The sequence below is a fragment of the Bradyrhizobium sp. 521_C7_N1_3 genome (assembly GCF_052075975.1).
Lineage (GTDB): Bacteria > Pseudomonadota > Alphaproteobacteria > Rhizobiales > Xanthobacteraceae > Bradyrhizobium > Bradyrhizobium japonicum.
Window position 1 is genome coordinate 4,764,867 of record NZ_CP197232.1, and the last position, 12,832, is coordinate 4,777,698.

General features: G+C 65.2%; 11 protein-coding genes and 1 pseudogene. 11 read left to right on the top strand and 1 reads right to left on the bottom strand.

Features of this window, described 5'->3' with window-relative positions; genetic code table 11:
- Positions 1-77 precede the first annotated feature (77 nt).
- The 3 genes and pseudogenes from AB7008_RS21895 to AB7008_RS21905 form a co-directional block, all read left to right on the top strand.
- A pseudogene (locus tag AB7008_RS21895) lies at positions 78-785 on the top strand (phosphatidylserine decarboxylase); the annotation flags it as partial.
- A gap of 80 nt (positions 786-865) precedes the next feature.
- The gene (locus AB7008_RS21900) at positions 866-1,747 is read left to right on the top strand and encodes a CDP-alcohol phosphatidyltransferase family protein (protein WP_028159345.1); all 882 of its coding nucleotides are present in this window, start codon (positions 866-868) and stop codon (positions 1,745-1,747) included.
- Positions 1,748-1,868: 121 nt separating this feature from the next.
- On the top strand, positions 1,869-2,588 hold the full coding sequence (locus tag AB7008_RS21905) for an RraA family protein (RefSeq protein WP_028146688.1): 720 nt from the start codon (positions 1,869-1,871) through the stop codon (positions 2,586-2,588).
- Positions 2,589-2,604: 16 nt separating this feature from the next.
- Here the strand turns inward: AB7008_RS21905 and AB7008_RS21910 are convergent, their stop codons facing one another.
- Positions 2,605-2,898: a hypothetical protein gene (locus tag AB7008_RS21910; RefSeq protein ID WP_441259521.1), complete on the bottom strand. Its 294-nt coding sequence runs from the start codon at positions 2,896-2,898 to the stop codon at positions 2,605-2,607.
- Between the two features lie 100 nt (positions 2,899-2,998).
- On the opposite strand from AB7008_RS21910, the gene AB7008_RS21915 reads away from it, so the two are divergent.
- From AB7008_RS21915 to AB7008_RS21950, 8 genes are all read left to right on the top strand, one after another.
- The gene (locus AB7008_RS21915; protein ID WP_304493827.1) at positions 2,999-3,823 is read left to right on the top strand and encodes an SDR family NAD(P)-dependent oxidoreductase; all 825 of its coding nucleotides are present in this window, start codon (positions 2,999-3,001) and stop codon (positions 3,821-3,823) included.
- Positions 3,824-4,049: 226 nt separating this feature from the next.
- The gene (locus tag AB7008_RS21920) at positions 4,050-4,823 is read left to right on the top strand and encodes a motility protein A (protein ID WP_014496127.1); all 774 of its coding nucleotides are present in this window, start codon (positions 4,050-4,052) and stop codon (positions 4,821-4,823) included.
- Between the two features lie 24 nt (positions 4,824-4,847).
- Positions 4,848-5,678 carry a flagellar motor protein MotB gene (locus AB7008_RS21925; RefSeq protein ID WP_441259522.1) on the top strand — a complete coding sequence of 277 codons (831 nt, stop codon included), beginning with the start codon at positions 4,848-4,850 and terminating at the stop codon, positions 5,676-5,678.
- Between the two features lie 202 nt (positions 5,679-5,880).
- A complete protein-coding gene (locus AB7008_RS21930) occupies positions 5,881-7,779 on the top strand; it encodes a potassium transporter Kup (protein WP_248882698.1) in 1,899 nt (632 codons plus the stop codon).
- Positions 7,780-7,919: 140 nt separating this feature from the next.
- A complete protein-coding gene (locus tag AB7008_RS21935; protein ID WP_441259523.1) occupies positions 7,920-9,848 on the top strand; it encodes a potassium transporter Kup in 1,929 nt (642 codons plus the stop codon).
- Between the two features lie 324 nt (positions 9,849-10,172).
- Complete coding sequence (locus AB7008_RS21940) at positions 10,173-10,499, top strand: rhodanese-like domain-containing protein (protein WP_028159339.1); 327 nt, start codon at positions 10,173-10,175, stop codon at positions 10,497-10,499.
- A 7-nt stretch (positions 10,500-10,506) separates the two neighbouring features.
- On the top strand, positions 10,507-11,688 hold the full coding sequence (locus AB7008_RS21945; RefSeq protein ID WP_304493829.1) for an aminotransferase: 1,182 nt from the start codon (positions 10,507-10,509) through the stop codon (positions 11,686-11,688).
- A gap of 5 nt (positions 11,689-11,693) precedes the next feature.
- Positions 11,694-12,821, top strand: coding sequence for a polyamine ABC transporter substrate-binding protein (locus tag AB7008_RS21950; RefSeq protein ID WP_441259524.1), 1,128 nt, complete (start codon positions 11,694-11,696; stop codon positions 12,819-12,821).
- Positions 12,822-12,832 lie beyond the last annotated feature (11 nt).

The window sequence follows — 12,832 nt, forward strand, 5'->3', positions numbered from 1 at the left end:
CCTTGTCTCGGGTCCCAACTCTGGCCTAAACAACTCCACCGCGCGGGGGCGACCCGGCGCCATCAACTTCCAGGCGGCAGATAGCGATGTCCATCCTCGATTCGATCCAGCGTCAGATCCCGCCGATCCACAAGGAGGGCTATCCCTTCATTGGCGGCTTTGCGCTGGCAAGCCTGATCCTGTTCTGGCTGTGGTCGCCGCTCGGGTGGATCGGCACGATCCTGACCGTGTGGTGCGCGCTGTTCTTCCGCGACCCCGTGCGCGTGACGCCGGTGCGCGAGGGACTCGTGGTGTCGCCGGCCGACGGCCGCGTCTCGATGATCACCATGGCGCTGCCGCCGGCCGAGCTCGGGCTCGGCGACCGGCCGCTGCCGCGCATCTCGGTGTTCATGAGCGTGTTCAACTGCCACGTGAACCGCAGCCCGATCGCGGGCAGGGTGGACCGCATCGCCTACCGGCCGGGCCTGTTCATCAACGCCGAGCTCGACAAGGCGAGCGAGGACAATGAGCGCAACTCGCTCGTGATCACGACGCCGACGGCCAAGATCGGCGTGATCCAGATCGCAGGGCTCGTCGCCAAGCGCATCGTCTGCTTCGTCAGGGAAGGGCAGGCGATCGGGGCGGGCGAGCGGTTTGGCCTGATCCGCTTCGGCTCGCGCCTCGACGTCTACCTGCCGCTGGGTACCAAGGCGCTGGTGTCGGAAGGCCAGACCGCGATCGCCGGAGAGACGATTTTGGCCGATCTTGCCGGGGACGACCCAAGCCGCGCCTACCGCGCCAATTAACCATTGGTCGGTGCATCAGGGCCTTCCGCCGCAATGGCGGAGGGGGACGCGGCTTGCTATATCTCGCCTTGAGGTAAGCCATGACCCCCTACGATTTCAAAGATCCTGACGTGCGCCGCCGGCGGTTCCGCCCGATCCCGGTGCGGATGCTGGTGCCCAACGTCATCACGCTGCTGGCGATCTGCGCCGGCCTGACCTCGATCCGGCTGTCGATCGAGGGGCGGATGACGCTCGCGGTCTACGCCATCGTGTTCGCGGCCGCGCTCGACGGCATCGATGGTCGCGTCGCACGCATGATCAAGGGGCAGTCCAAGTTCGGCGCCGAGCTCGACAGCCTCGCCGACTTCGTCAATTTCGGCGTGGCTCCCGGCCTGATGCTGTACTTCTGGCAGCTGCACGAGCTCGGCAATGCCGGCTGGATCGCCGCCATGGTGTTCGCGATCTCCGGGGGGTTGAGGCTCGCGCGCTTCAACGCCACCATGGACGATCCGAACAAGCCGGCCTTCGCCGCCAATTTCTTCACCGGTGTGCCGGCGCCGGCCGGCGCGATCACGGTGCTGCTGCCGATCTATGTCGCGTTTCTCGATCTCGGCCGGCTGCCCGCGGCGGTGACGGCGGCCTATACGCTGCTGATCGCCTTCCTGATGGTGTCGCGTCTGCCGGTATTCTCCGGCAAGACCAAGCGCATGCGCGTGCCGCCCGAGCTGGTGCTGCCGGCGTTCGTCGCGGTGATCGTCTTCATCGCTATCCTGATCGCCTATCCCTGGCACGTGCTGTCGATCGGCACGGTGCTGTATCTGCTCGGTTTGCCGCTCGGCTACAAATCCTACCGCGACCAGGCGCGTGCGATGGCGGCCACCGCGCCGTCGGAAGGCGAGGTCCCGTCGCCGCCTTCGGCGCCGACGCTGGCCAATTTGTCGGAGCCGCCGCACGACGACGACCGGCCGGGGCGGCTGCACTGAGCGGTTTTCGCGGATATCTGCCATGAAGGCGGCCGAGTTGGGTTGAAGCCTGATCTCGGCTATATCGCCCTGTGCCGGCGGCACCGCGCCAACAGCGGCCGCCAATCTGGGAGAGAACGCCGTGACTGATACCGCGACCGGGCCGCTGCCCGCTGCCGTCCTCGAAGCGCTGGGCCGCTACGACACCCCGACGATCTGCAATGCCATGGAGATCGTGGCGCCGGAGCGCCGGTTGATCGGCTACACCACCAAGCAACTGGTCTGCCCGTTTCCGGACCTGCCGCCGATCGTCGGCTATGCCCGCACGGTTGCGATCCGCTCGGTGCTGAAGTCCTCGCTGCCGGCCGAAGAGCAGTCCAAGCGCCGCATCGAATATTACGAATATGTCGGCACCGGCCACGGTCCGCGCATCTCGGTGATCCAGGACATCGACGGTCCCGACGTCGGCTACGGCGCGTTCTGGGGCGAGGTGCAGAGCAACGTGCACAAGGCGCTCGGCTGCCTCGGCGTCATCACCGACGGCTCGATCCGCGACATCCCGCAATGGGCCCCGGGCTTCCAGGCGCTGGCCGGCTCGATCGGCCCGTCGCATGCCTGGGTGCATGCGGAAAGCTTCGGCGGCGAGGTGCGCGTTGCCGGCATGACCGTGAAATCCGACGATCTGATCCATGCCGACCAGCACGGCGCCATCGTGATCCCGCTCGACATCGCCGCAAAGCTGCCCGAGGCCGCCGAGCTCTGCGGCCGCCGCGAGACGCCCATCCTGGAGATCGCGCGCAGCCCCGACTTCTCGCTGGAGAAGCTGAAGGCCGCACTGAAGCGCTCGGCGGAGATTCACTAACGGGCGACCGAACGACTTAGGGCCGCGTTGCCGGCCGGGGGCCGCCCTGTTCCGTCAGAAACAGGGCGGCCTGATCCGGCTCGCCGAAGACTACGGCGGCGCATCCGATCAGGGTGAAGCCGCCGGCGAGATCCCAGAGGGTGACGTTGTCGGCATTATCAGGGGCGTGAATCAAGCGCGCTGCGATCACGGCAAAGCCCGCCTCGACAAACAGCAAGACGCTGAACACCGGCAGGACGAGCCCTGGCTCGAGCAGGTGGAGCGCCAGCACCGCGGGCAGCGCGGTGAGAAGACCGAACAGCGTCAACATGGCAAAACGGCTCCTGCGATGGAGCATGCCGCCCGGCGATAGAATACTGCATGATCTCTGGTCGCGGATGTGGCGCAGGGCCGCAGTCGGAGGACGCACAATGAAGATGACTGGCAAAACAATCCTGATCACCGGTTCGACGGACGGCGTCGGCCGCTACGTCGCGCGCCGCTTGGCCGAAGCAGGTGCGAGGGTCCTGATCCACGGCCGCGATGCCGCGCGCGCGAAAGCGCTGATCGACCAGATCGTGCAGGCCGGCCACACTGCGCCGACATTCTACGAGGCCGACTTGTCGTCGATGTCAGGTACGCGAGAGCTCGCCGCAGCCGTTATCCGCGATCACCGGCGTCTCGATGTGTTCGTCAGCAACGCCGGCATCGGCTCGCAGAACGACGGACCGCAACGGCAGGAGAGTCCGGACGGCTATGAACTGCGCTTTGCCGTGAATTACCTCTCGGGCTTCCTGCTTGCGCACCTGCTGCTGCCGCTGTTGAAGTCCGCGGCACCTTCGCGCGTCGTCAATGTTGCCTCGCTCGGTCAGCATCCGATCGATTTCGACGACGTCATGATCAGCAACGGCTACAGCGGCTCGCGCGCCTACGCCCAGAGCAAGCTCGCACAGATCATGTTCACCATCGATTTCGCGGAGGAATTGAAGCGCATGGGCATCACCGTCAACGCGCTGCATCCGGCGACCTACATGAACACCACGATGGTGCGTGCCGGCGGCATCACGCCGATCTCGACGGTGGAGCAGGGCGGTGCGGCGATCCTGCACCTCGTCGAAGGCGACGATGTCGCCGGCAAGAGCGGACTGTTCTTCAACGGCATGAACGAGATGCGCGCCAATCCGCAGGCCTACGATGCCGGCGCGCGCAGGCGCCTGCGCGCGCTCAGCCTCGAGTTGACCGGGCTTTCGTCCTGAGCTGCCGTCCTGGCGCGCCGCAATCATGGTTAGCGAAGTGTTGAGATTCCGGCCGGTCGCGGGCAAGGCCGGCGTCCTGTCAGCGCGCTGCGCCGGTCTGGCACCCCGGCTCAACTTAACCTTTACGCGGCTTTAAGGGCGGCGCTCTAGGGTTTCCGATGCGGTTCGGGGTTGGGCCGCGCCAGCGGCCAGGACGGCCGTTGTTGCGTTCGCGTTGGAGTGTCCCATGGATATCATGACGAGCGTCGGGCTCATTGCGGGCATCATCGTCATTACGGCGATGATCTTCATGGGCGGCGACCTCCACATGTTCATCTCCGAACATGCCATGATCATCATCTTCGGCGGCTCGATCTCGGCCACCATGATCCGCTTTCCGCTCAGCGCGCTCCTGCACGGCCTTCCGCTCGGCGCCAAGTTCGCCTTCACCATGAGCCGCCTGTCGGCGCACGACCTCGTCGACGAGCTCGCCCGCATCGCCGAGATCGCCCGCAAGCAGGGCCCGGTCGGCCTCGAAAAGGTCGAGACCGACGAGCCGTTCCTGGCCAAGGGCATCCGCTACGTCGCCGACGGCTACGACCTCGACTTCATCCGCGACAATCTCGAGCGCGACCGCGACAACTTCCTCATGCACCTCGACGAAGGCAGCAAGATCTACCGCGCCATCGGCGACTGCGCCCCGGCCTTCGGCATGATCGGCACCCTGATCGGCATGGTGCAGATGTTCGCCAACATGACCGATCCCTCCAAGCTCGGCCCGTTCATGGCGACCGCGCTGCTCGCAACCCTGTACGGTGCGCTGGTCGCGAACCTGTTCTGTCTGCCGATCGCCGACAAGCTGCACGGCAAGCTGCTCGACGAGGAAACCAACCGCACGCTGATCATCGACGGCATTCTGATGATCCGCGACTCCAAGAGCCCGACGCTCGTACGCGAAATGCTGCTGGCCTATTTGCCGGAGAAGCATCGTCATGCCGAGGGCGAGCCGGTGCCGGCGTAAAGCCGCCGCCCGGGATCTCGAGAGATGGCCAAGAAGAAGCGCGGCGATGCTCACGGTGGCGGTCACGGCTGGTTCGTGACCTTCGCCGACCTGATGGGCCTGATGATGAGCTTCTTCGTGATGCTCGTCGCGTTCTCGACGCAGGACGCCAACAAGCTGAAGATCGTCGCCGGCTCCATGCGCGACGCATTCGGCGTGCAGAGCGAGGCGCGCTACGCCGGTATCGTCGAGTCCGACGGCCTGCCGACCCGCCCGCGGCTGAAGAACGTCGACCACATCCAGCCCGAGGACGCCTCCAACACGCCGACGCCGGATCAGGAGGACCGCGACCGCACGTCGGGCGCGAAGATCAAGGTCGACCGCAAATTCGCGCTCGCCGCCGCCTCGCTGCGCCAGGCGCTGCAGGACATGCCGGAACTGACCGAGATGTCCAAGCACATCATGTTCGAGGAGACCAAGCAGGGCCTCAACCTGGAGATCGTCGATCAGGATGGCCGCTCGATGTTCGCCGACGGCTCCAAGGTGCCGTATGACCGCACCCGCCGCCTGATCGAGAAGCTCGCGATCCCGCTGAAGGCAACGCCGCTCCGTGTCTCCATCGCCGGCCACACCGCCGCCGGATTCGTGCCGACCCGCAGCGACTATGGCGCCTTCGACCTGTCGGCCGATCGCGCCAATGCCGTGCGTCAGATCCTCGAACGCGAGGGCCTGCCGCCGTCCCACATCTTCGCCGTCGCCGGCAAGGCGGACACCCAGCCGCTGTTTCCGGACGATCCTTCGCTTGCGGCCAACCGGCGGGTGACGATCACGCTGATGCGCGAGGATCCGCCGCTGCCGCCGAATTTGAAGCCGTAGAGCGCTTCCCGCGGAGCGGAAGGCTCTAGGCACTTGCGCTACCATCTTACCTGAGGCATGTCGTCGCGCTGGCGACAATCGTTGCCGCGCCGTCACAGCAACCGCCCCGGCGGCTGCTATGGTGGTGGGCCGATTGACAGGCGCGCCGGAACGGTCAAAAGGCGCCGGATCAATTCTCGGGAAGAAGCGTTTCTCATCTCACATGACGGCGAGCATCACATCGACCGACGCTCAGGACGGGCCGGTCACCTCGGGTTTCTGGGGCCTGACGCTCGGAAGCATCGGTGTTGTCTTCGGCGATATCGGCACCTCGCCGCTGTACGCATTCCACGAGGCGGTCAAGGCCGCGGCCCATGGCGAGCCGGTCTCGCGGGTCATGGTGCTCGGCGTGCTCTCGCTGATTCTTTGGGCGCTCTTTATCGTCGTCACCGCCAAATACGTCCTGCTCCTGCTGCGCGCCGACAATAACGGGGAGGGCGGCACGCTCTCGCTGATGGCGCTCGGCCAGCGCGCGCTCGGGCGGCGAAGCTGGTTCCTGCTCGCGCTCGGCGTGGTCGGCGCCTCCATGTTCATCGGCGATTCCATGATCACGCCGGCCATCTCGGTGCTCTCGGCGGTCGAGGGTCTGAAGCTCGTGACCCCCGCCTTCGAACACTATGTCGTGCCGCTCACCGTCATCATCCTGGTGCTGCTGTTCGCGGTCCAGAGCAAGGGGACGGCGCTGGTGGCCTCGGCCTTCGGGCCGGTGATGGTGGTCTGGTTCGCCGTTCTTGCGCTGATGGGCGCCGTGCACATCGCCGACGATCCGTCGGTGCTGGCGGCAATCAACCCCTATTACGCGCTGCAATTCCTGCTGTCGCACGGCACGATCGGCCTGGTGACGCTCGGCGCCGTGTTCCTGGCGGTGACGGGCGGCGAGGCGCTCTACGCCGATCTCGGCCATTTCGGCCGCAAGCCGATCCAGTCGGCCTGGATGTTCTTCGTGCTGCCCGCGCTCCTGATCAACTATTTCGGGCAGGGTGCGCTGGTGCTGTCCGATCCCAGCGCGATCGAGCACTCGTTCTATCGCATGGTGCCCGAGAGTCTGGTGCTGCCGCTGGTTGGACTTGCGACCGCGGCGACCGTGATCGCGAGCCAGGCCGTGATCACCGGCGCCTACTCGCTGGTCTATCAGGCGGTGCAGCTTGGTCTCCTGCCGCGCTTCGAGGTGCGCTACACCTCCGAGACCCATGCCGGCCAGATCTATCTGCCGCGTGTCAACCGGCTGCTGCTGATCGGCGTGATGCTGCTGGTGCTATTGTTCCACACCCCCAGCAATCTGGCTTCGGCCTACGGCATCGCGGTCTCCACTACCATGGTCGCCGACGGCGTCATGGGCTTCGTCGTGATCTGGAAACTGTGGAACTGGCGCGCCGCGACGGCTGCGGCGGTGATCGTGCCCTTCGTCGTCGTCGACATCAGCTTCTTCAGCGCCAATCTGCTCAAGCTGCTCGAGGGCGCCTGGGTGCCGCTGCTGTTCGGCGTCGCCATGGCGGGAACGATCTGGACCTGGCGCAAGGGGACCGGCATCCTGCTCCAGAAGACGCGCCGGATCGAGGTGCCGCTCGACGACCTGATCCGCAGCCTCGAAAAGCGACCGCCGCACATCGTCAAGGGCACCGCGGTGTTCCTGACCAGCGATCCCGCCTTCGTGCCGACCGCGCTGCTGCACAATCTCAAGCACAACAAGGTGCTGCACGAGCACAACGTGGTCCTGACCATCGAGACCGCGCACACGCCGCGGGTCGACCTGTCCGAGCGGTTCCGCATGGAGAAGATCAGCGACAAGTTCTCCAAGGTCAGGCTGCGCTTCGGCTACATGGAGCAGCCGAACGTGCCGAAGGCGCTTGCGATCGCCCGCAAGCAGGGCTGGCAGTTCGACATCATGTCGACCTCGTTCTTCGTGTCGCGAAGGTCGCTCAAGGCCTCGGCGCAGTCGGGCATGCCGCTGTGGCAGGATCACATCTTCATCGCGCTGAGCCGGTCCGCCAACGACGCCACCGACTATTTCCAGATTCCGACCGGGCGGGTGGTTGAAGTCGGCACGCAAGTCACCATCTGAACGCAATCGGCCAACCCATGCAAATTTCGCATGGCAAAGGCCCAAAATCGGGCTAGGCTATGCCGGCAGCGCAGGACTATAAGCCGCGCGCTCTTCCGCCGTTGTGCAGTGAAGCATTCTAGAGGCCACTGGGCTCTCCCATGACAAGTGACGTAGCGATTTCCGCCCCGGAAACGGCGGCGGCCAATGGGCATGGCGAAGCCCACACCACCGCCCGTTTCGGAGCGCTGACGCTCGGCAGCATCGGCGTCGTCTACGGCGATATCGGCACCAGCCCGCTCTACGCGTTCCGCGAGGCGGTGATGGCGGCCTCGGGCGTGGAGGGGGTGCCGACGCCGGCGGCCGTGCTCGGCGTGCTCTCGCTGATCCTGTGGGCGCTCATCGTCGTGGTGACGCTCAAATACGTCGTGATCCTGCTCCGTGCCGACAATAATGGCGAGGGCGGCACGCTGGCGTTGATGGCGCTGGCCCAGCGCGCGGTCGGCACCGGCGGGGCGACCATTGTCCTGCTCGGCATCATTTCCGGCGCCCTGTTCTACGGCGACGCCGTGATCACGCCGGCGCTTTCGGTGCTGTCGGCCATCGAAGGCATGAAGGACATCACGCTGCACTTCGAGCCCTACATCGTTCCGTTGACCGTGATCATCCTGGTCGGCCTGTTCGCCGTGCAGTCGCGCGGCACCGCCCGCGTCGCCGCGTTCTTTGGTCCCGTGATGTGCGTCTGGTTCGCGGTGATTGCGGCCGCGGCCATCCACCCGATCATCGAGCAGCCGCAGGTGCTGTTCGCGCTGAACCCGCTCTACGCCGTGTCCTTCATGTTCCACCACGGCATCATCGGTTTCGTGACGCTGGGCGCCGTGTTCCTGGCGGTCACCGGTGCCGAGGCGCTCTATGCCGACCTCGGCCATTTCGGCAAGCGGCCGATCCAGACCGCCTGGCTTTTTATCGTGCTGCCGTCGCTGGCGCTGAACTATCTGGGGCAGGGCGCTCTCGTCCTCGGCGATCCCGGCGCGATCGTGAGCCCGTTCTTCCAGCTGTTCCCACAAGGCTTTTTCCGCGGCTGCATGGTCGTTCTCGCCACCGCCGCCACGGTGATCGCGAGCCAGGCCGTCATCACCGGTGCCTATTCGCTGACGCGCCAGGCGATTCAACTCGGGTTGCTGCCGCGCTTCGAGATTCGCCATACCTCTGAAGCCCATTCGGGCCAGATCTTCATCCCGCGCATCAACCAGCTTCTGCTGGTCGCGGTGGTGCTGCTCGTGCTCCTGTTCCGTTCCTCCAGCGCGTTGGCCTCGGCTTACGGCATCTCCGTCACCGGCACGATGGTGGTCACGGCGATGATGGGCTTTGTGGTGATCTGGAAGGGCTGGCGGTGGAAGCCGCTCGCCGCCGCGGCGCTGATCGCCCCATTCCTGTGCCTCGACCTGACCTTCCTGACCGCGAACCTGCTCAAGGTGTTCGAGGGCGGCTGGGTGCCGCTGGCGCTCGGCGCACTCATGATCATCCTGATGTACACGTGGCGGCGCGGCAGCCGGCTGCTGTTCGAGAAGTCGCGCAAGCTCGAATTCCCGCTCGCCGACCTCGTGGCGATGCTGGAGAAGCGGCCGCCGCAGCGCGTGCCCGGCACCGCGGTGTTCCTGACCTCGGACCCGCTCAGCGCCCCGACCGCGCTGATGCATAGTCTGAAGCACTACAAAGTGCTGCATGAGAAGAACGTCATTCTCACTATCGAGACCGCGCAGACCCCGCGGATCGATCCGGCCGAGCGGGTGAGGCTGGAGCAGATCTCGCCGACCTTCTCCAAGGTGACGCTGAAGTTCGGCTTCATGGAATCGCCCAACGTGCCGAAGGCGCTGGCGATCGCCCGCAAGCTCGGCTGGCAGTTCGACATCATGTCGACCTCGTTCTTCCTGTCGCGGAGGGCGCTGAAGCCCGCCGTCCATTCCGGCATGCCGCGCTGGCAGGACCGGCTGTTCATCTCGCTCAGCCGCTCCGCCAACGACGCCACCGACTATTTCCAGATCCCCTCCGGCCGCGTGGTCGAGGTCGGTACCCAGGTGACGATCTAGAGCCGAGGCGTGCTCTGTCCGTCTCCACCGCTGTCATCGCCCGGCTTGACCGGGCGATCCGGTGCTCCGAGACAATTGTGGTTGAATCGATAGGCCGCGGCGTACTGGATTCCCCGCTTCCGCGGGGAATGACACCGAGCGCGTGGTGGGATGCTAAGCAGGAGTTTCAGGCATCCTGAAAGCCGCACTTCAAGTCGCTGCGATTTAGCTTTAACTTGCGGCATGCAGCTCAAGCCTTTGTAGCGCTTGATTTTCGCCTGCCGAGAGGCGAGGTTGCCGCCCGCCGGGATCGCCCCGGCGCAGGCCCGGACGTTGGAGGATGATGTGGCAAACCAGGTACAGGATCTGACCCCGGACGAGGTCTCCCAGGGTGTCGCGGAAGGGCGCTATCTGCTCGTCGACGTGCGCGAGCCGAACGAGGTCGAAGCCGAGGCCTATCCCTACGGCGTCGTGGTTCCGCTCTCGACCTTCGATCCCAAGGCGATCCCCGATCCGCAAGGAAAGGAGGTCGTGTTCGCCTGCCGCTCCGGAAAGCGCTCGGTGACGGCCTCGCTCGCGGCGCAGGCGGCGGGTCTGCCTTATGACAAGCATCTGGCCGGCGGCATGCTGGGCTGGAAGGCGGCGGGTCTTCCCAGCAAGGTCGGTGGCTGACCTCGCGATGACGACCAAGAGCTCCTCGCTGAACAAGGTCTTTGCCGACCTTCCCGTCACCATCTTTGAAGCGATGTCGCAGGCCGCGCGCGACAACAACGCCATCAATCTCGGCCAGGGCTTTCCTGATGATCCCGGGCCTGAGGACATCCGCCGCGCCGCGGCCGATGCCTCGCTGAACGGCTACAACCAGTACCCATCGATGATGGGCCTGCCGGAACTGCGCCAGGCGATCGCGACCCATTACGGTCACTGGCACGGCCTCAAGCTCGACCCGATGAGCGAGGTGATGGTGACCTCCGGCGGCACCGAGGCGCTGACCTCGGCGATCCTCGCGGTGGTCCAGCCCGGCGACGAGGTGGTCTGCTTCCAGCCGGTCTATGATTCCTACCTGCCGATCATCCGCCAGGCCGGCGGCATTCCGCGGCTCGTCCGCCTCGAGCCGCCGCACTGGCGGCTGAATGAGGACATGCTGAAAAGCGTCTTCAATTCAAAGACCAAGGCGGTGCTCTTCAACAATCCCCTGAATCCCTCCGCGGTGGTCTATCCGCGCGAGGATCTCGAGCTGCTGGCGCGCTATTGCCAGGAGTTCGACGTCATCGCGATCTGCGACGAGGTCTGGGAGCATGTCACCTTCGACGAGCACAAGCACATCCCGCTGATCACCATCCCCGGCATGCGGGAGCGCACCATCAAGGTCGGCTCGGCGGGCAAGATCTTCTCGCTGACCGGCTGGAAGATCGGCTTCGTCTGCGCCGCGCCGCCGCTGCTGCGGGTGGCCGCCAAGGTGCACCAGTTCCTGACCTTCACCACCGCCCCGAACTTGCAAGCCGCCGTCGCCTATGGGCTCGGCAAGTCCGACGACTACTTCCTGTCGATGCGCAAGGACCTGACGCGGAGTAGGGACCGCCTGACCAGGGGGCTGGAGAGCCTCGGCTTCCCCGTGCTGAAGTCGCAGGGCACCTACTTCCTCACCGTCGACCTGTCGCCGCTCGGGCTCAACGAGAGCGATACCGAGTTCTGCTGGCGGATCGTGAAGGACTACAAGGTCGCGGCGATCCCGGTGTCGGCCTTCTACGAGCAAGACGCGGTGACCTCCGTGGTGCGCTTCTGCTTTGCCAAGAAGGACGAGACCCTCGACACCGCGCTGGAGCGGTTGTCGGACGCGGTGCGCGGACGCAAGAGGTAGGAAAGATGACGAACGTCGGCCGCGTGAGGCTTTGCTTTTCCTGGCTTTGCCTTGGTTTTGCAATCGCCGCGGCGCTGACGTTGCTTTCCGCCCCGGCACGAGCCGAGGAGCGGGTCGTCAACTTCTACAACTGGTCGAACTACATGGCGCCTGACGTCCTTGAGGCCTTCACCAAGGAGACCGGCATCAAGGTGGTCTACGACACGTTCGATGCCAACGAGACGCTGGAGACGCGCCTGATGGCCGGCAAGTCCGGCTACGACGTCGTGGTGCCCACGGCCTATTTCCTCCAGCGCCAGATCAAGGCCAATATCTTCCAGAAGCTCGACAAGTCGAAGCTGCCGAACCTCTCCAATGCGTGGGGCGTGGTGACCGAGCGCCTCGGCATTTACGATCCCGGCAATGTCTACGCCGCCAACTACATGTGGGGCACGACGGGCATCGGCTACAACGTCGCCAAGCTGAAGCAGATCCTGGGAGCCGACGCGAAGATCGACAGCTGGGACATCGTCTTCAAGCCGGAGAATTTGGCAAAATTCAAAGACTGCGGCGTCCACATGCTCGACTCCGCCGACGACATCTTCCCCGCGGCGCTGAACTATCTCGGGCTCGATCCGAATTCGACCAAGCAGGCGGATCTCGAGAAGGCCGCCGACGTCGTCGCCAAGGTCCGTCCGTCCGTACGCAAGTTTCACTCGTCCGAATATCTCAGCGCGCTCGCGACCGGCGAGATCTGCTTCGTGGTCGGCTGGTCCGGCGACATCATGCAGGCGCGCGCCCGCGCGGCGGAGGCCAAGAGCGGCATCGAGATCGGCTACACCATCCCGAAGGAGGGCGCGCAGATGTTCTTCGACAATCTCGCGATCCCCGCCGATGCCAAGAACGTCAAGGAAGCCTACGAGCTGATCAACTATCTCTATCGCCCGGATGTCGCGGCCAAGAACTCGGACTTCCTGTCCTACGCCAACGGCAACCTCGCCAGCCAGAAGCTGGTCGATCCAAAGATACTGAACGACAAGAACATCTATCCGGACGAGGCGACGCTCTCAAAGCTGTTCGTCATCACGGCGCGCGAGCCGGCGACGCAGCGGGTCATCAACCGGTTGTGGACGAGGGTGAAGACGGGGCGGTAGGCGTTCGCGAA